General features: G+C 57.6%; 20 protein-coding genes. 5 read left to right on the top strand and 15 right to left on the bottom strand.

Annotated features, from left to right (window positions below; all coding sequences use genetic code 11):
* Positions 1 to 14 precede the first annotated feature (14 nt).
* The 8 genes from KI792_01115 to KI792_01080 all read right to left on the bottom strand — a co-directional run bounded on the left by KI792_01115 (position 15) and on the right by KI792_01080 (position 10,630).
* Positions 15 to 1,256, bottom strand: coding sequence for an HlyD family secretion protein (locus tag KI792_01115; GenBank protein ID MBV6631611.1), 1,242 nt, complete (start codon positions 1,254 to 1,256; stop codon positions 15 to 17).
* A 4-nt stretch (positions 1,257 to 1,260) separates the two neighbouring features.
* Positions 1,261 to 1,728, bottom strand: a complete 468-nt coding sequence (locus tag KI792_01110) for a hypothetical protein (GenBank protein MBV6631610.1) — start codon at positions 1,726 to 1,728, stop codon at positions 1,261 to 1,263.
* Between the two features lie 184 nt (positions 1,729 to 1,912).
* Positions 1,913 to 2,212: a hypothetical protein gene (locus KI792_01105; protein ID MBV6631609.1), complete on the bottom strand. Its 300-nt coding sequence runs from the start codon at positions 2,210 to 2,212 to the stop codon at positions 1,913 to 1,915.
* Between the two features lie 354 nt (positions 2,213 to 2,566).
* Positions 2,567 to 3,217, bottom strand: a complete 651-nt coding sequence (locus tag KI792_01100) for a hypothetical protein (GenBank protein ID MBV6631608.1) — start codon at positions 3,215 to 3,217, stop codon at positions 2,567 to 2,569.
* Between the two features lie 90 nt (positions 3,218 to 3,307).
* The gene (locus tag KI792_01095) at positions 3,308 to 4,270 is read right to left on the bottom strand and encodes a ribonucleotide-diphosphate reductase subunit beta (GenBank protein MBV6631607.1); all 963 of its coding nucleotides are present in this window, start codon (positions 4,268 to 4,270) and stop codon (positions 3,308 to 3,310) included.
* 305 nt (positions 4,271 to 4,575) lie between these two features.
* Complete coding sequence (locus KI792_01090; GenBank protein ID MBV6631606.1) at positions 4,576 to 6,519, bottom strand: ribonucleoside-diphosphate reductase subunit alpha; 1,944 nt, start codon at positions 6,517 to 6,519, stop codon at positions 4,576 to 4,578.
* Between the two features lie 721 nt (positions 6,520 to 7,240).
* Positions 7,241 to 9,712 (bottom strand): DUF1217 domain-containing protein, encoded by a 2,472-nt coding sequence (locus KI792_01085; protein ID MBV6631605.1) that lies wholly within the window; start codon positions 9,710 to 9,712, stop codon positions 7,241 to 7,243.
* A 105-nt stretch (positions 9,713 to 9,817) separates the two neighbouring features.
* The gene (locus tag KI792_01080; GenBank protein MBV6631604.1) at positions 9,818 to 10,630 is read right to left on the bottom strand and encodes a hypothetical protein; all 813 of its coding nucleotides are present in this window, start codon (positions 10,628 to 10,630) and stop codon (positions 9,818 to 9,820) included.
* Positions 10,631 to 10,869: 239 nt separating this feature from the next.
* Here KI792_01080 and KI792_01075 point away from each other — a divergent pair, with 239 nt between their 5' ends.
* Positions 10,870 to 11,376 (top strand): MmcB family DNA repair protein, encoded by a 507-nt coding sequence (locus tag KI792_01075; protein MBV6631603.1) that lies wholly within the window; start codon positions 10,870 to 10,872, stop codon positions 11,374 to 11,376.
* Positions 11,377 to 11,379: 3 nt separating this feature from the next.
* Here the strand turns inward: KI792_01075 and rfaE2 are convergent, their stop codons facing one another.
* Genes rfaE2 through KI792_01060 form a run of 3 tightly spaced genes read right to left on the bottom strand, consistent with a single transcriptional unit; the run spans position 11,380 to position 14,937 of the window.
* The gene (gene rfaE2, locus KI792_01070; protein ID MBV6631602.1) at positions 11,380 to 12,900 is read right to left on the bottom strand and encodes a D-glycero-beta-D-manno-heptose 1-phosphate adenylyltransferase; all 1,521 of its coding nucleotides are present in this window, start codon (positions 12,898 to 12,900) and stop codon (positions 11,380 to 11,382) included.
* 49 nt (positions 12,901 to 12,949) lie between these two features.
* Positions 12,950 to 13,543, bottom strand: coding sequence for an ActR/PrrA/RegA family redox response regulator transcription factor (locus KI792_01065; GenBank protein MBV6631601.1), 594 nt, complete (start codon positions 13,541 to 13,543; stop codon positions 12,950 to 12,952).
* A 56-nt stretch (positions 13,544 to 13,599) separates the two neighbouring features.
* Positions 13,600 to 14,937 carry an ActS/PrrB/RegB family redox-sensitive histidine kinase gene (locus KI792_01060; protein MBV6631600.1) on the bottom strand — a complete coding sequence of 446 codons (1,338 nt, stop codon included), beginning with the start codon at positions 14,935 to 14,937 and terminating at the stop codon, positions 13,600 to 13,602.
* Between the two features lie 145 nt (positions 14,938 to 15,082).
* On the opposite strand from KI792_01060, the gene KI792_01055 reads away from it, so the two are divergent.
* Genes KI792_01055 through KI792_01045 form a run of 3 tightly spaced genes read left to right on the top strand, consistent with a single transcriptional unit; the run spans position 15,083 to position 17,501 of the window.
* Entirely contained in the window at positions 15,083 to 15,919 is an 837-nt protein-coding gene (locus tag KI792_01055; protein MBV6631599.1) for an ABC transporter ATP-binding protein, read from the top strand.
* Between the two features lie 56 nt (positions 15,920 to 15,975).
* Positions 15,976 to 16,764 (top strand): ABC transporter permease, encoded by a 789-nt coding sequence (locus KI792_01050; protein ID MBV6631598.1) that lies wholly within the window; start codon positions 15,976 to 15,978, stop codon positions 16,762 to 16,764.
* Between the two features lie 8 nt (positions 16,765 to 16,772).
* Positions 16,773 to 17,501 (top strand): histidine phosphatase family protein, encoded by a 729-nt coding sequence (locus tag KI792_01045; protein MBV6631597.1) that lies wholly within the window; start codon positions 16,773 to 16,775, stop codon positions 17,499 to 17,501.
* Positions 17,502 to 17,509: 8 nt separating this feature from the next.
* Here the strand turns inward: KI792_01045 and KI792_01040 are convergent, their stop codons facing one another.
* Positions 17,510 to 18,517 (bottom strand): cobalamin biosynthesis protein, encoded by a 1,008-nt coding sequence (locus KI792_01040; GenBank protein ID MBV6631596.1) that lies wholly within the window; start codon positions 18,515 to 18,517, stop codon positions 17,510 to 17,512.
* Between the two features lie 20 nt (positions 18,518 to 18,537).
* Complete coding sequence (nhaA, locus tag KI792_01035; GenBank protein ID MBV6631595.1) at positions 18,538 to 19,818, bottom strand: Na+/H+ antiporter NhaA; 1,281 nt, start codon at positions 19,816 to 19,818, stop codon at positions 18,538 to 18,540.
* 515 nt (positions 19,819 to 20,333) lie between these two features.
* Between nhaA and KI792_01030 the strand changes: the two genes are divergently transcribed.
* Entirely contained in the window at positions 20,334 to 21,629 is a 1,296-nt protein-coding gene (locus tag KI792_01030; protein MBV6631594.1) for a polyhydroxyalkanoate depolymerase, read from the top strand.
* 79 nt (positions 21,630 to 21,708) lie between these two features.
* Here the strand turns inward: KI792_01030 and KI792_01025 are convergent, their stop codons facing one another.
* Together KI792_01025 and KI792_01020 are read right to left on the bottom strand one after the other, a co-directional pair.
* Entirely contained in the window at positions 21,709 to 22,584 is an 876-nt protein-coding gene (locus KI792_01025; GenBank protein MBV6631593.1) for a class I SAM-dependent methyltransferase, read from the bottom strand.
* Between the two features lie 76 nt (positions 22,585 to 22,660).
* A complete protein-coding gene (locus KI792_01020; protein MBV6631592.1) occupies positions 22,661 to 23,098 on the bottom strand; it encodes a VOC family protein in 438 nt (145 codons plus the stop codon).
* Positions 23,099 to 23,110: the final 12 nt, after the last annotated feature.

The following is a 23,110-nucleotide window of genomic DNA, read 5'->3' as shown; positions in this document are numbered from 1 at the left end:
ACGGCCCCCGGCAATCAATGGCCGCCGGAGAGCACGAGGGTGCGGACCGGCAGGGTCAGGGTCTGGGAACGCAGAATGCCCGCATGCAGGATCGCCAGTGTGTCCACCACATGGAGGGCGATATACCGGATCATGCTGATATTCGGGTCCTGCAGCTTCTCATGATTGTTGGTGTAGGCATTGGCCATGCAGCTAGCACCCGGTGGCAGGCCGTCCAACCCGCCCTCATACAACGGCTCCATATAGGCGAGCACATTGCCCGGTGGCCGGTTGCCGCGATCACCCACATCGGCGAGGCGGTCGGAGGTGCGGATCTGGCCACTCGCGATCTCTTCCTGCACATCGGTGATGATCATTGGAATGATGGTCAATGGCAGGGCAGCGCAGCTGATCTCTGCCTCCATCCCGACCTTTAGCACCTGGGCCTCAATCTGGCCGAAGGCACCAACCACGGTGGTACGGCCAGCATCGGATGGGATGAACACCCCGGCAGGGCGCATGAACGGGTTCACGAAGTCACCGACACGAAGGGTGAACTGCTCAACCCGGCCATCAACACCGGCGCGGATCACCATCTTATCGAGCTTAACAATCGCTTCTTCAAGCTGGGCCTGGGCGGTTTGGCGCTGGGCCGGCAGGACCGTGGTGATGGCAAGATCGGCCGCCTGCTGTGCCGCCTGGGCAGCATCCACCGCACCCTGTCGGGTCTCAACGATGGTTTGCAGGTTTTCGATCTGGCGTGTCGCGACAATGTCTGGGTTACGACGGCGCAGGATCTCTTTGCTCTCCAGCTCTTCCAACGCCTGTTGATAGGCGCCGAGGGCCTGGCGCAGCTGACCGGTGGCGGCACCCAAATCGGCCTTGGCCTGCAGGATCAGGGCATCAACCTCGGTGATCCGCTGATTAGCAGTCTTCACCTCTGCCTGTGCCGCGGAGGGGTCGAGGCGGAAGATCGGGTCACCGGCCTTAAGCTCACCGCGTGGGCCGACAAACACTTCCTCAACCCGGCCACTAATCTCGGTAATCACCGGCACAGCACGGAAGACGAGAGTCGCATTGGAGGTTGAGGGGTGGTTGTAGAACACCACTGTGATCAACAAAACGGTCAGCGCGGCACAGCCGGTAATGCCGTAACGCAGCTCAAACCAGACGGAGTAAAACGTAATCTCTTTGCCGATACGCTTACCCTGCACATAGCGGCGGATCAGGTAATCCGGCAGCAAGGTGAAGATTGAGCAGAGCATAACTTCAAACATGTCGTTACGCCCCCACCGCTGGTTCTGAAGCCGGCGCGTCCTTCTTCTCACCCGCATTTGTTGCCTCTGCCGTCACTGTCGACGCCGGGGCGGCATCCGTCTCGCCGTCACGCTCAGACTTCTTAGACCCGGATAGGCGCTCCAACGCATCGGCCATACGGCCAATGGGGTTGGAGAGGTCGGGCAGCTCAATCATCGCCAGCAGCAAGGCGGCGATCCAAAAGATGTTGTTATGGGTGAACAGGCCAATCAGGCCCAGCACGGCCACCAGCTCCATCTGCGTGCGTTGGCGGCCATGGGCGATCCGCTCTGGCAGGGAATGCAGCCAGAAGTAAAAGCCACCAAGGCCCAGCACGACCAGCACCAGAATGCCAGCGACCACATAGAGCATCTGGTCAAAGCCACCGGGTGCGGTGATGAAGTAATGGATATGTTCAGACGCCAAGGGGTGGCGGCCAGCCTCCAAAGACATGGTTTGGCGGTGCTTTTAGGTTCCGGAACGCATAACGGCGCCGAACCTAGCGGCACAGCCCGCCAAACGCCAAGCCCTATATTGCAAGGGGCAGCGCGCAACGCGCCTCAGGCACAAAGCCGGGGATCAAGATAGGGTCGCGCCGGCCGCCCCACCGCACCAACCAGGCACCCGGTTGCGACGATCAATCCGCCGTCCCGCAAATAGCGAGCAAGACACCACCAACAAAAAGACTTGCAAGACCAACACCACCAATCACTGGCATCGCCAACAATGCTATCGCGCCGCCTTCGTCCATACGAGCAGACAAAAAGGCTCCGAGTATGAAGAGCGCTGTCGCTGTCGCGAGGCCACCACCCAACAAGAATAATGAGGCAAAGAAAGTACCAATTTTACTAATGATGTTCTGCTCACGCGCTGGTCCGACTTTATACTGATATTTACTTATCTTTCGGGCAGTCAGCCACGGTTTGTCGCTCGTCATAACTGATACCTCCTAGTTGGGGTTCACTCCGGGGAAGCATAGGCATGACGGTGAGTATATTGCCCATTACCTGACAAGACAGTTGCGAGATGAGAGTGCCACTCACATGGGAGCGATGGCTCTAAACCTCAGGCTTTCGCCCGAACCGTTTTGCTACCCATCGGAAGCAACCAATGATGAACAGCAGAATGACCACCATCGGGGCTAGGATGATTAGCCCCAGATTGAACCACCCAGCCCCAGCGGGCGCGGTGTAGAACTGATACATCAAAAACCCGAAGGCAGACGCGATAAGGATCATCACAATAGTGAGGATCAACGAAGCAAACCGAGCGATAAAACGAAGGATAGGCATTATTTTGACAAAATACGTTCCATTACATCCAAGGATTTCTTGGCTTTTTTGATACGCTTAGGCTTTGCATGTCGAACAGCATATCCGTCATCGATTATACACTGAATAATATCTATCAATTCTCGAGAGTGAATTTTGATCAAATCCACCTCTATTAGCCATCCCGATGGTGAAAAATGAACGAAGTTATTTCTCAAACTACAAATAGAGGCCCATGATTTTAGGTGCTTTTGACTTATGGGGATTATAGAGCCAGCACCGTGTTCAACCCGCTTAGCCTGTTTACCCATTCTATTAAGCAGAGTTTTAGGATCAGCCAGGCGGTCATCAGGATAACAGTCCTTGGGATTCTTCACTTGGAAGACAGGAAGATCAAATTCATCTCTACCGACAACCTCCTTTTCAATCTCTCCCTTTCTGTCCCTCTCATGCCATTCGAGTTGCTCTTTAACTCGCCTCATATCATTTGCACCCAAACCGGCAGAGCCGCTCAAATGGCAAACCATTCCGGCTTGAAGTGCATTATGGATTGATACAGCAAACCACTTCCAATAGTGCAAATTCTTCCTGGCCAGCTTTAAGAACTTTTTCGATGACATTACAGAATTTAGAAAGTCATCATATTCGCTTGTTTCCAGATATTTAGACATCAACCTAACCTCATAGACAAAGCCCCGCCAGATTGCTCTGACGGGGCTTTTTGTTGCTCGTTCAAGTCAAGCCAGCGGTGGCGTCACCGCTTATTCGAAGGCTTCTTCCCAGTTACCTTGGGTCGCGGCCTTGGAGTATTCGGTCGCGCGGTTTTCGAAGAAGTTGGTGTGCTCAATGCCGTTGAGGATCACATCCATCCATGGCAGTGGGTTGTTTTCCACCCGGTAAATCGGCTGGAGGCCCAGCTGCATCAGGCGGCGATCGCCGATCCAGCGGATGTAGTCTTTGACCTGTTGTGCCTCGAGGCCTTGGACCGGGCCCAGTTCGAAGGCGAGGTCAATGAAGCTGTCCTCATGATTGATGACGGTCTCACACTCTTTGTAGATCGTCTTCTGCAGCTCATCATCCCAGACATCTGGATTTTCAGCGATGAAGGTGCGGAACAGGCGGATGACCGAGTGGGTGTGCAGGGTCTCATCACGCGCGGACCAGGTCACGATTTGGCCCATGCCCTTCATCTTGTTGTGGCGTGGGAAGTTCAGCAGCATCGCGAAGGAGGCGAAGAGTGCCAGACCTTCGGTGAACGCACCGAACATGGCGAGGGTGCGGGCGATGTCGCGCTTGGTCTTACAGTTGAAGTCCTGCAGGTGCTCCCACTTATCCTTCATCTCTTGATACTGAAGGAATGCGGAGTACTCGACCTCTGGCATGCCGATGGTGTCGAGGAGGTGGGAGTAAGCAGCGATGTGCACGGTCTCAATGTTTGAGAAGGAAGCGAGCATCATCTGCACTTCCGTCGGCTCAAACACCTGGGAGTAGTGCTTCATGTAGACGTTGTTCACTTCCACATCGGCCTGGGTGAAGAAGCGGAAGATTTGGGTGAGCAGGTTACGCTCAGCTTCTGACAAATCATGCTTCCAGTTCTTTACATCGTCGGCCAGTGGCACTTCCTCAGGCAGCCAGTGGATGCGCTGCTGGGTCAGCCATGCGTCGTAAGCCCATGGGTAGGAGAAGGGCTTAAACACTGGATTAGGGGTTAGAAGCTTGGACATCTCTTCGGTCTCTCCACAAATACGATCGGTTTTGGTCGTTTGACGTTAGTCGTCGGTTACGGTGATCACAGTTCGAGCGTGGGGGCTCTGCATTGGTCACGGATAGTAGTGTTAGATCGTTCCCGCTGATACGGGCGCGGCGATTGTTTTTATGTGCCGCGACCGGTTTTGGCCTGTGCGTTATGTGAATAACGGGGGCCAATTGGGGGCGGCTTATGAGTCAGCGGGCCGCCCGCAGATTTTCCAGTCGTCTTGGTTACTTTTGGTGGGGCCGGTCTTACGTCGCCGGTCCTAACCTGCAGGCCTTACTGGCAGGCCAAGCATTCTTCGTAATCGGCGCTGTTGCCGCTGCCGCTACCACCCTGGGCGCGAGCCGACATATTGGCGGCCATTTCAGCCAGGGCACCAGCCTCGGCTGACGCTGCCAGTGGCAGTTCGCCGTTAACATCACCGCTTTCCGCCGCGATGGCTTCTGCCAGGATGTTGTTCTGCTCTGCTGCCTGGTTCGCCGAGTTGTGGCTCTCAGCCCGTTGGATGGACTTGGAGCGGCAGTAGTAAAGGGACTTGACGCCCTTCTTCCAGGCTTGGAAGTGCAGGCGGTGAAGGTCACGTTTGTGCACATCGGCCGGCAGGAAGACGTTGAGCGAGGTTGCCTGGCACACATAAGGGGTGCGGTCGGCGGCCAGCTCAATCAACCAGCGCTGGTCGATTTCAAACGCGGTGCGGAACACAGCCTTCTCATCATCGGTGAGGAAGTCAAAGTGCTGGACCGACCCCTCATGGGTGAAGATGGAGGACCAAACCTCATCGGTGTTTTGACCCTTCTCGTCCAGCAGCTTGGCGAGGTGGCGGTTACGCACCTCAAACGAGCCGGAGAGGGTTTTGTGGGTGAAGGCATTGGCCGCAATCGGCTCAATCCCCGGTGAGGTACCACCGCAGATGATTGAGATTGATGCGGTTGGTGCAATCGCGGTCTTGTTGGAGAAGCGCTCCATGATGCCGTAATCGGCAGCATCTGGGCAGGCGCCTCGCTCTTCAGCCAGGGTCTTGGAAGCGGCATCCACACCAGCTTTGATGTGCTTGAACATCCGCATGTTCCAAGACTTCGCCATGACGCTATCGAACGGCACCATGTTGGCCTGAAGGAAGGAGTGGAAGCCCATAACACCGAGGCCGACCGAACGCTCACGCATCGCGGCATATTTCGCCCGGTGCATGGTGTCTGGTGCCTTGTTGATGAAGTCTTCCAGAACATTGTCGAGGAAGCGCATCACGTCTTCGATGAAGGTTGGGTGATCTTTCCACTCGAGGAAGGTCTCAACATTCAGGGAAGACAGGCAGCAAACCGCGGTCCGCTCATTGCCCAGGTGATCCTTACCGGTTGGCAGGGTGATCTCAGAGCAAAGGTTAGAAGTCTTAACGGTCAGGCCGGCGAGCTTGTGGTGCTCTGGCAGCTGGCTATTCACCGTGTCGGAATAGATGATGTAAGGCTCACCCGTTTCGATGCGGGCGGTCAGGATGCGGATCCACAGATCGCGGGCGCGGACCTTGTCCATCACCGTGCCATCTTTCGGGCTCTTCAGCTTCCAATCTTCGTCGCGTTCAACGGCGCGCATGAAGTCATCGCTGATCAGGATACCGTGGTGCAGGTTAAGCGCCTTACGGTTTGGATCACCACCGGTCGGGCGGCGCATCTCGATGAATTCTTCAACTTCCGGATGGTCGATCGGCAGATAACAAGCAGCCGAACCACGACGGAGGGAACCCTGGCTAATGGCGAGGGTCAGGCTGTCCATGACGCGGATGAATGGGATCACGCCAGAGGTCTTACCATTGCCCTTCACCATCTCACCGATGGAGCGGAGGTTACCCCAATAGGAGCCAATGCCGCCGCCGCGTGCTGCTAGCCAGACATTCTCATTCCAGAGATCAACGATACCTTCGAGGCTGTCTTGGCTCTCATTCAGGAAGCAGGAGATCGGCAGACCACGATCAGTGCCGCCATTGGACAGAACAGGGGTAGCCGGCATGAACCATAGGCGGGAGATGTAGTCATAGAGCCGGTTTGCGTGCTCGGTATCATCGGCATAGTAGGATGCCACACGAGCAAACAGGTCCTGGAAAGTTTCACCAGGCATCAGATAGCGGTCGGTAAGGGTCGCCTTACCAAAAGCGGTCAGCTTATCGTCTCGCGCGTTATCGACATTAACCTGCGCGCGGTCACTCATCTGGATCGCTTCGTTCAACATATTCCTTGCCCTTGCTCTGCTAGCGATTGCGACCCACTACATACTGACGGTCCACCCGTCGGGATCTGCAACCACGGTTGCTACTATATATAGGTGTTTGGTGCCAGTTGGCCACGATTGATGAGGGCCACCCCATCGTCATCGTTTAACAGCCAACTGCCCCGGCTATCCGGCGCCCTTCCCCTTATCCTGGCCCTTTTGCCCCCGTGATATATGGCCGGTCCGTTCGAACTCGGACCGTGATTGGCGTGCTAGCCTTACCTGGCTGCGGCCTTTCGATCACGGAACTGTGTGGCCAGAGACACACTATCTGTAGAGGTCACTGCGTCATCTAGCTACCACATATAGTGTTTCGAGGCCACCAACCTGTCAACGACGATTTCAACAAAAAAAGCCGCACCCGGAATGGGCGTGGCAGCCATGCCATGGGGCAATTTGGCAACCAGTGCTGGGGCTGGCGGTTTCCCTGCCTTATTAGCAGATCAGTCGTGAAATCCCGGCGCGGAAAAGCTGTTGCAGAAGGCAAAAAAGCCGGTCACTTGGACCGGCTTGTGCACCTTATTCCGAACTTATCAACACATCAGAGACACAACATATAGGGGCTACCCCCTAAAACCACTCTGTGCGGCGACGGGTCGATACCCAATACTAGATGTTGTGTCTGCTAAATCTAGGGTTGGGACTCGGGAATCTGGCCAAAATCGAGTTAGCGGCTGACGAATCAGATCAGCAAATTGATGCCGCTTGCCCCACCGCTGTCGCTAACCTGCCCATCCCGGGCACCTTGCAGCAATTGCAGGATCGGATCATTGGCACCAGCCGCCTGCTGATTGGCCAAATCGTTCAGCGAGATGTAGCGCTGCACGAAATCCAGGGTGAACTGGTTCGCTGCCGAATAGGGGTTAGCAAACTCACTGGTGGCTGGCGGTGGCTCAGGCGGGGCCAGGGTATCAATAATCGTCTGGTACTGATCGGACTGCGCCTGCACTGGGTTCAGATCGAGGCGTAGCTGATCGCGCAACGCGATGGCGTTGGTCAGGGCGGTCGACAGCTCAGCCGTCGCGCCGACAGAGTTTGAGAGCAGCTGACCATTCGCACTGATGATCAGGTTCTCAACATCCTCGACATAACTATTAAGCGCCTCAATCTCGAACGAAATGCCAGTGTTGAGGAACACCCGGGCATCACTGCCCCCAGGGGATAGCAGGTTGATGCCACCTGAGGAGTTACCATCCTCATCCTCTTCCGCACCAATCGGTCCGGCCGCGCCAGCTAAAGCCGCGGGCAAGCCATCAACCAAGCTTTGCAACTCATCCGTCAGGGAGGCGATTGGGTTGGCCTGGGTTTCGATGAACTCAAGCGCGAACCGGTCGGTGTTTAGCCGAGCTTGCAACTCCGCTGCATCATCAACGATTCCACCCAGGGTCGTCGCCAGGGTTGCAGCATCGGCAGCGTTAAGCGGCACAACACCCGGATCAAGATCTGCGTAAAGAACCGGATCGTTGAAATCGATGCCGCGGATGTTGATATCGCTGAAGCCGTTAACCGTAATTGTGGCGCCACCATTGGTGACGTAGTTGTCTGGGTCTGGCGGGTTCAGAATGTCATCAAGCAGCGCTTGGGTATCGCTGAATTGTTGTTCAAGATCGGCACGATCAGCGGCAGACAGCCCAGCATCAGAGAGCTGAATCGCCAACTGCTCAAGCGTGCCAACCAAACCCACAATACTGGACGCATTGGTGGCCGACTGCTGTGCTGCTAGGCGTGCCTGGGACACCGCATCGATATCCACCTCGCCTAAGAACTGAGGCAGGTTGTTTTCGAGATTATTCTCAAAAGCGTCGCGCTGGTTCGGCAAGTCGTTACGCGCTGCGTAAAACTGCCCGCGTGTCGCCAAGATCTGTGTATCTGCGCCAACAAAGTTACCGGCTTGGAAATCAGCATTGGCGGCCTGCACATCAGCTAGGAAACCACTTAGGTCATAACCTGTGATGGTCTCCGCAGGGGCCGTACTACTGGGCTGGTAGTTAACTGTGGTGACACCTGGGCCCGGAACCGGCAGCAGCAGGTTCTCGGTTACACCGGTCTCTGGGTTAACAATATCAGCGGTATTCAGCTGAAGGACGATGTCTTCGACAAGAGCGTTGTACGCTTCCTGGTTTTCGGTGATCTGGGCAGCGTCAGCAACCGGGTCTAGACCGACGGTCTGTTGGTATAGGCTGCGCAGCTGATTAATGTTTTGGTTGATCTGATTGGTCGCTTGCTCAGCCGCACCTAGCAGTGCATCAGCGGTTATCAACTCGCCTAAGGCATCGGTCTGGAACGCGACTTCAGCCGCGTTCGGGCCAAGTGGGTCTGTGTCCTGCTCGATCTGGGTAAGCTGCCCCTCAATCGACTGAATCTGATCAATAACACTGTTTAAGACGTTCAACGCATTGCTGCCTGTCTGCAGCAATGGGCTTAACCGGCCTACATTGTCTTGTGCAGAGCTGAGCTGGAAAGCCTCTGTCGTGCCTTCGTCATCTTCACCGAAGAACTTATCGACATCGATCCGCTGCTCCAGCGTCCGGGCTTGCTGATCAATATCGATACCGGCGAACTGTGAGGGCAGCTGCAGACCACCCTCAATAACAGAGCGCAGTGCCTGGTTGCTCAGCAGCTGGAAGGTATTCTCAAACTCACCGACCGAACGGGCAAAGAATGCAGCCTCACGCAGGCCAGGATTGCTCTCGCCTAGAGATTTCTCGAACTCATTGACCACAAAGCGATCAATAATCTCATTCAGCACCACACCACTGGTGAAAACCGTATTGCCGCGGCCTTGGAAATCAAATGCCTCAGCAAGTTCCCGATAGCGCGGATCGATCAGCTGATTAACGATGCTGTCTTCGGAACCCTCACCCTCGTAAGGCTCCTCGATGATCTTCTGATTTCGCGCCGTGAAATTGATCTCTTCCTCAAGCTGAAACGCTGAGAGGACGACCTGCATGGAGCCGTAATCGTCCACCAACTCTTCGACAGAGCTGAAGCTTCTGAACTTCTCACGGAATTCTTCGATTTGGGATTTCACGGATGGCTGATTACGGAACTGCGTCAGCTGCTGTTCCGGGTTCTTAATGAACTGTTGCCAAGCCGTTAGGCCGGATACGCCGGGTAATCCTGCGACCATGTCGATCTCTTTCTGATCTCGCATTCGGACCAAGCTATTTTAAGCTGATCCGTGGTGTCCAAACCGTTCTGCGAACCACGCACATTCTGTGCCAGCGCAGAACTTCAATAACTATACATCATCCAACTGCTAAACAGCGAATGAATTTGCCGGTTGATCGCCGCTTCCCCGCAGCCCACCAACAGTGTCATAAACCGACGATACAAGGCCAGCCACACCACTTTGTAGCTCACCTGAACCAGTGCTCTCACCAGCGTCAACTGGCGCAACGGCTGGGGCCTCAGCTGCATCATCGTTGATGCCGGGCCCCTGATCATCCTCACCCGATAGCCGGGCCTGGAACTCTTCGCGCTCTTCCGCTCGCAATTCAGAACGTGCACTGGCTATTGTTTGGCGAGCACCAGCGGCAACACGCAAATCCTGGGCCGATGGTTCGGCCGGTGCGAGGGCTGCCCGAATAACGACTTCCATTTTATCAATGGTTGCCTGCGGATCATCAGGGACTGGCGCCGTATCAATCGGAACCTCACCGGCAACCGCGTAGCGACCGCCATCTGGTCCAGTTTCATAGGTATAGCTTGCCTGGCCGGCATACTGACCACCGGCGTTCATATGCGCCTGCTCGTGCCGACGCACCTCGGCATCGATACGCTGCAACTCTTGAACGCGGGCCTCTTCCTCAGGGGTCAGGCCCAGCGGATTATCAGGCGTGGCCTCACCTTCAGCGGGTTCATCGTCAGTTTCAGCGGCGGCACCAACGGCCGGAATGGCGTTTGGCACCAAGCTACGAACCGGTGCCGCGGTTACAGCATTTTGGGCACTCGCATCGCGCAAGGTGCTTGGCAGCTCATCGGGCGTTACCCCGCTGGCGGTTACAAGTGTGCTCGGCAATGTGGAGGGCGGAACGGCGCCAAGGCCGGATCCCAAACCGGCGCCAATCATCGCAATGTTAAACCGAAGCCATTCATGGCTGCGGCCTCCCGTTTCTCGTGCGCCACATCGCTCAACCCTTAGCCGGTGGCGGAAAATGGCCGTTACTGGTCCTTGGCAGCTATTCTAGAACAGCTGGGCAAAGGATCGGTTGACGCTGTGACAATCACACTGTTTCGATGGCATCGTTCAGCGATGATCAACAGCATCCCATATGCGCTTCTTCGCATATTCTTTATGTTTTACGCCAAATGACCGCCGATTTGAAGCCTAGCGATAACCCCAGCACCAGCACGACGCAGCCATCGGAGCCCGAAGGCGGTGCTGCCCGCATCTTTCGCGGCACCCGTCGGATGCTGCTGGCAGCCCGCTGGGCTAGCCTGGCTGAGGTGACCCTACCTGATGGTCACCGGGCCGATATCATGGCCATCAATGACCGGGGTGAAATCACGATTGTTGAGGTGAAATCCTCGGTTGCGGACTTCCGAAGCGACAGTAAATGGGAGAGTTACCTCGCCTATTGTGATCGCTTCTACTTCGCCGTTGATCAGCGCTTTCCAGACGAAATCCTGCCAGAGGATACGGGGCTGATCCGGGCTGATGCTTATGATGCGGTGATCCTGCGCGAGGCCGTCCCGGATAAGTTGGCCGCCGGTCGGCGCAAGGCGCTGATGAACCGGTTTGCTATGCTTTCAGCACAGCGTTTGCTTATCGCAGAGGATCCGTGGTGTGAGAGTTTGCGGGCTGGTCTTACCTAGCGCTTAGGCGCCGGCTGGCTCATCCGCTTCTTCTTCACCCTTCTGAAGCCGCTCAATCGTGTTCGTGGTGCTGACACCCGGCGTTAGGTCGGCGAGGTGAACACGGCCGCCATAGCTCATCACGATATCCGCGCCGACCACGGTCTCAACCGTGTAATCGGCCCCCTTGGTCAGGACATCTGGGCGGATCGCTTCAATCAGCTTAATCGGCGTGTCTTCACTAAAGACGATCAGCAGATCGACACTCTCAAGCGCGGCCAAAACATTAGCGCGGTCGGCCACGGTGTTGACCGGGCGGGTTGGACCTTTGAGGCGCGAGATCGACGCATCATCATTGAGGCCAAGGATCAGGCGATCACACTGGCTACGCGCCTGCCGAAGCAGGGAGACATGGCCAGGGTGCAGGATGTCGAAGCAGCCATTGGTGAAGCCGACACGCAGGCCCTGACGACGCCATTTGGTGATTTGGTCCAACGCCTCAGGCAGGGACATAACTTTTGTTTCGCGGGCGGAGGCTCTGTTCTGCTTTTGCAGGGCGTGCGACAGCTCATCACGCGAGCAGGTGGCCGTACCGACCTTACCGACGACAATGCCACCGGCTAGATTGGCTACAGCGGCAGCGCGGGTCAGCCGCTCATCCATATCGAGATCACGGTCGAGGCCAAGGGCTGCGGCCATGCTAGCCACCACCGTATCGCCAGCGCCGGACACATCCCAAATCTCACGGGCATGGGTTGGCATGTGCTTGATCACACCGGTGCCGCTGACGACCGAGAGGCCCTCTTCAGACCGGGTGGCGACCACGGCGTCGATGCCGCAGGTATCAATAATGTGCCAGCAGGCGGACTCAATCTCGTCATCCGAACCGGTCGGCATTGAGGTGGCTTCCCACAGCTCTTTCCGGTTCGGGCTAACCGCGCTGGCACCGCGATAGCGACCGAAATCGCGAACCATTGGGTCAACGACGACGGGGATTTCGCGGGCGCGAGCGGCCTCAATAATCTGCTTCACGCTCTCAGCGTCCAACACACCCTTGCCGTAGTCAGAGAGGACAACGGCGGTCGCCTCTTCAATCTGTGCGAGGGCCGTGTCGATCAGCTTACGACGCGCTAGGGCTGGTAAGGAAACCGTGCTCTCTTCATCAGAACGCAGCAGCTGCTGGTTCCGGGCGAGATAACGGGTTTTCTGCGTGGTCGGACGATCATTACTGGTGATCAGACCATTATCGGTGCCAATCAGTTCAGCCGTCATGGCGCGGATATCCGCACCGGCGCCATCGTCGCCGACAACGGCGGCAATCATAACCTTCGCGCCCAGCGCGTGCACATTGGCAGCCACGTTGCCGACACCACCAAGGGAGGTGGTCTGACGGGTCACGCGAATAACCGGGATTGGCGCCTCAGGCGAGATGCGGTCAACCGATCCGTAGACGAAGCGGTCCAGCATGATGTCGCCGATGCAAAGCACGGATGCCTGGTTCAGGCGCCCGACCAGCCCGGTCAAAATGTCGTTCATATCTGTCATAGCGGTTGGGGTTCTACGACCATCCCCCCGGAAATGCTAGAGCGAAAGCCTACGCACCTTCGCGCGGCGCATGCTTGGCCAGAATACGTTGCAGGGTACGGCGGTGCATTCGCAGGCGTCGCGCCGTTTCCGACACGTTGCGATCGCATTGCTCATAAACCCGCAAGATATGCTCCCACCGAACGCGGTCGGCCGGCATTGGGTTCTCTGGCGGTTCCGGCAGGGCCCGATCACCAGGCGACAATAACGCAGCCTCAACCGCATCAGCATCGGTCGGCTTAGAGAGGTAATCAACCGCACCGGCTTTCACCGCTGCCACCGCCGTCGCGATATTGCCGTAGGCGGTTACCATGACAATTCGGCAATCGGGCCGCACCTCACGCAGGGCACTCACAATGTCCAGGCCACTGCCATCGGTTAGGCGAAGATCAAGGACGGCAAAGCGCGGCTGAACCTGCCTGGCCATGTCCATGCCTTCATCCACCGTATCGGCTTGGCTAACGACAAAACCGCGCTTCTCCATCGCGCGGGCAAGGCGCTCGCGATACGGCCGATCATCATCGACGATCAGCAGGGTTTGCGAGGTGTCAAGCTGACCAGCGGGGCCAGGTGTTGGGTGTGGGGCGGTGAATTGGCTCGACATAACGGGCCTCAAATCCCTGGTGGTTGTTCTTGCTCTCTTATCACTCGAGAATTGATTTAGGTCGTTGGACCCTGCTCGAAAAGCTTTCGCGGCCAATGAATCGTCACCCGTGCCCCACCAGCCGGTGGATTACTGAAGCTCAGATCAGCGCCCAGGCTCTCCAAAAGCGTCTGGGCGATAAAGATACCAAGGCCCAAATTCTCGCCCTTCGTCGCACGACCTGAGACATAGGGCTCGCCCAATCGATCAAGGATATGGGCTGGATAACCGGGGCCATCATCCTCAATCGTGATCATGACCACCTGGTCGGTCCAATAAAGGCGGGCCGTTACCTTCCGCCCGGCAAACTGGCTGGCATTCTGAATGATATTGCCCAGGCCATGCTGAAGCTCCGGCCCGAAATAAGCTGCGGGTGGCTCAATCGCCGGATCCGCATCAATCTCCAGCGCAAACTTCACCGTTGGCGGCAGCCTAGGGCGTGCGACTTCCTCAACCAGGGTTGGTAGGGCAAGGCGATCAAACGGGTTCGCGGTTGCTGGTTCCGGCTTGCGTGATAGTTCCGTCAAAATGGTCCGGCAGCGGTCGCTCTCACTGACCAGCAATTCCACATCTTCCTTCAACGCACTGTCGGGCGGCAGGTCACGGACCAACTCTTTCGCCACCAGCCTGATCGTTGAGAGTGGGCTGCCGAGCTCGTGGGCGGCGGCTGCCGCCAGTGCACCCAGGGCCGACACCTTCTGTTCACGGATCAACGCCATTTGCGTCGCCGTTAAGGCATCCGACATGCGTCGTGCTTCCCGCTCAATCAGGTAGACATAGGCGCTGATGAAAAAGCAGCTGAGCGCCAAAGCGGTCCAAAATCCGGCGAGGTAGGTCGGCGGAATCACCCAGGACAATCCACCCGGACCAGGCAGCGGCTGATAAAAGACGGCAAGCACACTGAGGCACGCAATCGCCAACCCAACAACGGCGAAGACGGCCTGTCGCGCCAACATGGTGGCGGCCACGGTAACGGGCGCCAGCATTAGAACCGCGAAGGGGTTCTGCAACCCGCCGGTCAGATACAGTAACGCGCTGAGCTGCAGGATATCGAAGGCGAGATAGAGTGCCGCCGCACGATCATCGAGGCGGGCCGCCCTGCTGCGCTGCGCCATCACCACCACGTTGAGCATAACGGAGGCCGAGATCAGCAGACCGGTCGAGACCAGCGGCATATCAAAGCCGAGGCCGTAATGGACCACGATAACAGCAATCGTCTGCCCAATAATCGCGATCCAACGGTGCATGATCAGCAACCGTTGGCTGATCCGGCCCCGCCGCCCCTCGCCTAGCCTGCGGTCAGTGGCATCGGCACCATCATTGCCAAACGCACGGGGCGCTTGGGCTGGCGACATGGGTTCGGCGGCGGCCATATCGGCCTGGGTTAAATCAGTTGGCATCGGTGCAATGTCGGTTTCAGCAGCTTTCGACTGTGCCACAGAGGTAGTACCAGAATGGACACTGGCCAAGCGTTGATGATCCGCGCATATTCCGGCCATCATGCCTGACACGGTCTCCACCGCCCCAAATCCCAAGCTTCCGAAGCCGCCAAAAGACCTAGCGGAGCGGATCACCTTGCCCGATGGGCAGGCCACCATCAGCACCCGGGATCTGGTCAAAGATTACGAGCAAGAGCGCGCGGTCGATCATGTCTCTTTTGATGTGGGTCCGGGATCCGCGACTGCCCTGCTTGGTGGCAATGGCGCCGGTAAGACCACCACCATGGCGATGCTGCTGGGCCTACTGACGCCCACATCAGGTAAGGCGATTATCCTTGGCGCCGATATGGCGAAAGATCGTTATGCCGTCGCCGCACGGATGAACTTCTCCTCCCCCTATGTTGAGCTTCCCTATCGACTGACGGTTGAGCAGAACCTCTCGGTCTTCGGTTCACTCTACGGTGTGCGGAAGCTTAAGGATCGGATTGCCGAACTGGCTGAGGACCTGGACCTGACACGCCTGCTCAAACGGCCATCGGGTCAGTTATCAGCGGGGCAGAAAACCCGCCTGACCCTCGCCAAGGCATTGATCAACCGGCCAGAGGTGCTGCTGTTGGATGAGCCAACGGCCTCCCTCGACCCCGATACCGGCGACTATGTCCGGCAATATCTGCGCCGTTACCTGGCAGAGACGGGGGCCACCATGCTGCTCGCCAGCCATAACATGACCGAGGTTGAGCGGTTGTGTGATCAAGTGCTGATGATGCGTGACGGGCGCATTCATGATGCAGACTCACCGGCGGGGCTGATCGAACGCTACGGTCGCCAGAACCTTGAAGAGGTGTTCCTCGATATTGCCCGGCAGGGTCGGCAAGGACCTGATGGGGATGAGGCATGACCGATCTTAGCCAAACGGAAAAGCGACCCACCTCCCTAGGCGAACGTGATGGCCGCATGGGCGCCCGGGTGTCCGCCATGGTGTTGCGCCACTGGTACCTGCTGCGTGGCTCCTGGCCACGGCTGATTGAGTTGATTTACTGGCCTCTCGTTCAGCTGCTGATCTGGGGTTTCCTAAGCGGCTTTCTGGTCGACAACAGCTCATGGGTGGCGCAAGCCGCCGGTGTACTCGTTGGCGCGGTCCTGCTTTGGGAAGTGGTCTTACGCAGCCAACTGGGTGTCACCCTCTCCTTCCTTGAAGAGATGTGGTCGCGCAACCTTGGCCACCTGTTTGTCAGCCCATTGCACCCGCTTGAATGGACCACCTCTCTCGTGGTGATGAGCATGATCAGGAGTGCAATTGGCCTGGTCCCAGCCTTTATCGCCGCCGCATTCCTGGCCGGCTTCTCAGTCTTTGACCTTGGCATGCCGATGGTCGCCTTCTTCGCCGCTCTCATGATGATGGGCTGGTGGCTTGGCATCCTGATTATGGGTGTCATCCTGCGCCACGGTTTGGGGGCGGAGAGCATCGCCTGGATGTCGCTTTTCGTCCTGGCGCCGTTCTCTTGCGTCTACTATCCGCTGGAAGCGCTGCCGGGTTGGTTACAGCCTGTGGCCCTCGCTATCCCGGCAACCCATGTGTTTGAGGGCATGCGCGCGATCATGTTTGGCGGTGAGGTTCGGCTGGACCAACTCGCCATCGCAATCGGTCTCAACCTTTTCTATCTCATCCTCGCCATTTGGCTGCTGCAGCGATCCTTCGCCCATGCGCGCAAGGTGGGGAAAATCCTGCAAATGGGGGAGTAAGCCCAACCATGTCTGCCTCTACAAACCGGGCCGCCAGCGCTGGCCAGGCCGGAAACCGCAGCCGTCGCACCGACACCACCCGTTGGTGGTGGATCCGCCATGCCCCGGTGATCAACCCATCCGGCACGATCTATGGCCAGGGCGATCTGCACGCCGATACCGACGATCCAGAGGCCTATGCCTCCCTCGCCGCCTTGCTGCCGCAGGATGCGGTTTGGATGCACACCTCGCTTCTGCGCACGATCGAGACTGGGGAAGCGGTGATCGCGGCACGCAAAGCAGCCGATCCAGGCTTCACCCCACCACCCTGGCAGATTGAGCAATCCTTCATGGAGCAGAGCTTTGGTGATTGGCAGGGCCAGAACCGTCAGGACATCCGGGACCAGCTAGGCCGCGACCACCCACTTTGGCTTGCGCCGGCCCATCTCCGCGCACCGGCGGGGGAGAGTTTCCTCGACCTACTCGCGCGCGTTGGCCATGGGATTGAGGAACAGAATAAGCACCATGCCGGTAAAGACATCATCTGCTTTGCCCATGGCGGCACCATCCGGGCGGTCATCGCCCATGTGATGGGTATCGCGCCAGAGACCGCCTTGGGTTTCCAGATCGACAACCTGTCAATCACCGAGGTGACGTTCTTCCCAGCAACCGCCACATCGGCGGCGCATTGGACCGTGGGTGTCGTGAACATGCCGCCCCGCTACGGCATCCGGTTTGATATGCCGCAATCGGTCTAGCGGTCGGGCTACAACCCTACCGTCACGGCACCGATAAAAGCGGCAGCCATGGCGGCGGTGAGCAAGAGACCGGCAAAGACGATTAGCAGCTTGGCCCGCCCAATAGCTTCAGGCTCAAGCCGTGCGGTGCCATCACCAATCCAGGCGCGTTCCTTCATCGCCTTGCCCGGACCGGCCAGGGCCATGTCCAGGCCACCGGCAAAGGGGGCCAAGGCCCAACGGCCATTTAGCATGACCCCAGCCTTAGCGGCGGCCACAAGGGCCTTAAGCGCAGCGCCGACGCGGCCAGGTTTGGCAAGCGCCACACCACCGATAAGGAACACACCGGCAACACGCGCCGGGATGAGATGAAGGATGGTGTCGAGGCGACTAATCACCATGCCGAATGCCTCGGTACGTTGATCACCGCGGCCAACCACATCATCAGCGGCCTGGACGACAATCACCGCGAACAAGCCGGGCAACCCGAACAGTAAAAACCAAAACAGCGGGGCGATCAGACCACGATCCCAGCCACGTGCCGCGAGCTCCACCGCCTCACGAACCACGGCGTGATCGTCCATAGCGGCGGGGTCGAGGCGGCCATGGGCCCTGATCAGGCGATTTGCCTGCTGGCGATCAGCGGCGGCAACGGCCTGACGCAACGCGCCCGCCACCGACCAAGCAGCACCAAATCGCAAGCCGCCAGCCAGGATCAGGCTAACCAATAGGGCCGCAATCGGTGGCGGCATATTGCCAATGAAGAAGGTAAGTATCGCCCCAACAAACAGGGCCGGCAGCAATAGGGTTAGGGTCAGCAACAGCCCCCGGATCAGCCGCGCGCTGTCACTACGTTTTTGCCGATTGAGCCGACGCTCAAGCCCACGGCAGAAACCATGCAATGCCACCTGCCACCGCAGCCCGCGCAAGCCCGCCGCCTGACCAAAGATCAGCTCGATCAGGATTGCCAACGCACCAATGGCCAGACTGGCCGAGAGGGCGTTCAACGCGATGATTTGTTCAGGCAGGTTTCCCACGCATGTGCCCGTTGCTGGACCTACTGTGCGGGCACTTCCTTAGCCGTTGAGCCGCCATCTTGTACACCGGCATCTTCCGCAGGCTTCATCCGCTTGGGCGATCCGGCCCATCGCAAGAGTGAGTAGCCACAGACAGCCGAGAGGATGGAACCGGCCAACACACCGAGGCGTACATCGGTTGCCAAAGCCGGGTCGGCAAAGGCCAGGTTGCCGATAAACAAACTCATCGTGAAACCAATACCGGCGAGCATCGAGACGCCGTAGAACTGCGCCCAATTCACCCCATCCGGAAGATTGGCAATCTTGGCCTTAATGGCGATATAGCCGAAGCCGACGACGCCCACCTGCTTACCGAAGAATAGGCCAAGCAGAATGCCGAGCGGCACCGGCTCAAGCAGGGCCGAGGGCTGCAGGCCAGCAAGCGACACACCCGCATTGGCAAAGGCAAATATCGGCAGAACTGCAAAGGCCACAAAGTAGTGCAGCGAATGCTCCAGCACCTCTAGCGGGCTGCTATGCTTGGTGATCGCATCGGTATCGACATCGGTTTTGCATTTGAGCGGGATACAGAAAGCCAGTGCCACACCAGCCAGCGTAGCATGGACGCCCGATTTCAGAACGGCGGTCCAGAGGATCAGCCCGATCAACATGTAAGGGGTAAGCCGCTTAACGCCAGCGAGGTTCATGGTCGCCAGAACGGCAAGGGCGGCACCGGCAACGTACAGCGCCTGCATCTTCACATCGGCTGTATAGAAAACGGCGATGATCGTAATAGCCCCCAAATCATCCAAGATCGCGAGCGCGAGCAGGAAGATCTTAAGGGATGCCGGGGCCCGGGTGCCGAGCAGGGCAAGAATGCCAAGTGCAAAGGCGATATCGGTGGCCGCCGGGATCGCCCAACCGTTGATCGTATCGGGATTGCCCCAGTTCACCGCCACATAGAACAGCGCCGGGATCGCCATACCGCCAATCGCGGTGAAGACAGGCAGCGATGATTTCTTCCAGCTGGATAACTCACCAACCAGCAGCTCCCGCTTAATCTCCAACCCAACCAAGAGGAAGAAGATCGCCATCAGGCCATCATTGATCCAAAGCAGCAGCGGCTTATCGATATTAACCAGACCCGCAATGGCGAAGGTGATCTTGGTATCCAGAAGACCAAGGTACAGGCCAGATGCAGGCGAATTCGAAATGATCAGCGCAACCGCCGCCGTGATCATCAGGATGATCCCGCCCGCCGCCTCAGTTTTGAGGAAGTCCTTGATAAAGCGGAGTGGGTTGGGGATCGACGAATCGCTCATGGTGGGTCCTTAGTCAGAATTTCTGGGTCAGCCGCCCTCAACCACCATCAGCGTGTATTGGTGAGCAAGGATGACAGACACCCATGCGATATTGGGGAGTGGGGCCGTAGAGGCAAGCCAAACCGTGGCAAAATGCTGCGATTACAGCATGATGGGACACTCTGGCTGCATGGACTCGGTGGAACGATTCGGCAATTCAGCCCAAAAACGCTCACCGTCCGGTCACGCATAGCTGCCATGCAGAATTGAAAACCCAGCAGCTCTCAGCCTTCGCAACTGCAAAAAACTCTTTTGGGTCAGTTAGTTGAGTAATTTTTGGCAAATCAAGCGATAACCACGCCCCCAGGCGAAAACCGCATCAAACCGTATTCCCATTAGCTGGCGGCGATTGTTTGCGGCCATATTAACGTAATGGGAATATGTCGATTGCATCGTATTGAGACCGCAAAGACGGCAGTGCCAAAACAAGGCGCAAGGCGATGGTCGGGGCAGGAACAACATTGAGGTCCCAACACTTGCTTTATCATCTATACGATATGAATCAGGCCGCATTGGCGCCCATGCGCCTTGCCGCCGAAGTTACTCAAGCCGCTTTTCAACACCCTATGTTTCCGCTGTCCTACACCCAATTGGGCAGGACAGTTGCGGCCGGCGCCGAAATGTTCGAGCGTACTACACGCCGCTTCGCGAAGCCGGATTTCGAGCTTGCGACAACTGAGATTGACGGCAGAGAAGTGGCGGTCACCGAACAGGTGGTCGTTGAGAAGCCGTTTTGCCGCCTGATCCGGTTTGCCCGGGACACTAAGCGGAACGACCCAAAGCTGCTGATCGTGGCACCAATCTCTGGTCACCACGCAACCTTGCTACGTGGCACGGTTGAAGCGCTGCTACCGCATCATGATGTTTACATCACCGATTGGATCGATGCCCGGCATGTGCCGCTGATCGATGGGGTGTTCAACCTGGATAGCTACATCGATTACGTGATCGATTTCCTATCCACGATTGGCCCCGATGCCCATGTCATGGCGGTTTGCCAACCTGCCGTGCCAGTGCTGGCCGCAATCTCGGTCATGGCGTCCAACGACATGCCGCATCAACCGCGCTCAATGACCCTGATGGGTGGGCCGATTGATACGCGTGAGGCAGAGACCGCCGTCACCAAATTCGCCGAACAACGGCCAATGAGCTGGTTTGAGCGGAACGTGATTGCCGTGGTCCCGCCCTATTACAAGGGTGCTGGCCGCGCGGTTTATCCCGGCTTCCTGCAGCTATCCGGCTTCATGTCCATGAATATGGACCGGCATATCGGCGCGCATCTGAAGATGTTCCAGCACCTGGTTAAGGGTGATGGTGAGAGTGCCGCCGCACACCGCAAGTTCTATGACGAGTATCTCTCGGTCATGGATCTGCCAGCTGAGTTCTACCTCGACACCGTTCAGAAGGTGTTTAAGGAGCATTCACTGCCGCGCGGTGCGATGCGCCACCGCGGCGATCCGGTTGATCCGGCGGCAATCCGTAAGACGGCACTGATGACCGTTGAGGGTGAGCTGGATGATATCTCGGCGGTTGGTCAAACCGCAGCGGCCCATCGCCTCTGCCGTAACCTGCCAGAAGATATGAAGCGCCATCACCTGCAGAAGTCGGTTGGCCATTACGGCATCTTCAACGGCCGCCGTTGGCGGGAGCAGATCATGCCACGGGTTCGTGACTTCATCCGGGATAACGATAAAAAGCGCAGCGCCGCACCACGTGTTGAGCCAAAGGCATCGGAAGACGGCAAGGTGATCAAGCTTAAGAACGCAAGCTGATCGCTGCTTAAGACAATTAAGCAAAAAGGCGCTGTCCCATCGGACAGCGCCTTTTTCTTATTCCGAGATCCGGCAGCGCCTAGCGTCGCTGGGCGTAGAGCATCATGCAGGCACCATGGGCGTGATCCGGCTGATCATTACCAATATCCGTATCAAAGCCGAGTAGATCGAAGGCTTTGACGATATCGGCCTGTGGCACCCAATTGGCAAAGGGTGCGGTACCACCGCAGAAGCCAGCCCAACCCAGCGTGCCCTCATAATCATAGCGATGCTGATGCAGTGTCTGGCCGTGGAACTCAACCTCCTGTGGCTCGGTTGAGATGTGCTGCGCCAGCGTCTGGTTGGTCGTCGCGACATTCGGGTCGTAGTAATGGGTCCAAATACCAATCCGGTCGGCGACCCGGGCCATCCCCTCAATTACCTTGAACGGCTCTTTCATGTGATAGAGCACACCAGACGCGACCAGCAGGTCAAAGCGATCCTCGGTCTCGCCCAGGTAAGGCACAAAATCGCCGAGCATGAACTCCGCATCGATGCGAAGCGCATTGGCTGCGACCAGGCACTTCAAGAAGGCACGTGTGTTCGCCTCAAGCGATAGCAGCCGCTTCGGCTTCTCTTTGGCGATGATGTAGGTGTGGCCAGCTTCCAGCGGGCCCAGCTCCAAAATCGTCTTATCGGCATAGCCGCCGCAGCGCTTGGCAATCCAGTTCAGCCGCGCATCATCGAACAGGGTCGCATGGCCGGTGTCATAGCCCGGCACATCAGACGACCACTCGCCCTTGAACAGATCGAAGCCATGCTGATGGTGCGGTGGGTCAACCAGATAGAACTGATTGGGCAGATCGGCCGTGGCCGCCGCCGGGGCTGGCGCGGCTGGCTCAGCTTCAGGTTCAGCAGGTGCTGGCTCAACGGGTGCCGCAGGCGCAGCAGCTTGGCGTTTCTTACCGAAAAACATGGGACGGATCACCGGCTGTGGGATGGTGTGATGCGGCCCTAACTGCACCTATTGGCCGGTGATGTCCAGGCCGGTTTCACGCAAAAACTTGGGCATCATCCCGGAAGGATTTGAATTCCAAGGCATTGCCGCTTGGATCGGTGACAAACATGGTCGCCTGCTCACCTGACTCACCCTTAAATCGGATCTTTGGCTCGATGATAAAGCGGGTGATCCCATCGGCCACGGCAGTCTGCAGCCGCTCTGACAGGCTCTCCCATTTATCCCAAGGCAAGATGCAGCCGAAGTGACGGGTTGGCACCGCATCGCCATCCACCGCGTTGGTGGCGGCACTATCCATCTCATCGACCAGATGGGCGGAAATCTGATGGCCGTAGAAGTCGAAATCGATCCACCGCTCCGCTGAGCGCCCCTCACGACAGCCAAGGATATCGACATAGAATTGCCGGGTGGCCGGGATGTCATTCACTGGGAAGGCCAGGTGAAAACGGGTGTCCAATTGCGGTGTGCTCATCACGTCGATCCT

This window comes from Alphaproteobacteria bacterium SS10 (genome assembly GCA_019192455.1).
Classification (GTDB): Bacteria; Pseudomonadota; Alphaproteobacteria; order TMED2; family TMED2; genus TMED2.
This window is presented reverse-complemented; position numbering and strand designations above follow the sequence as displayed.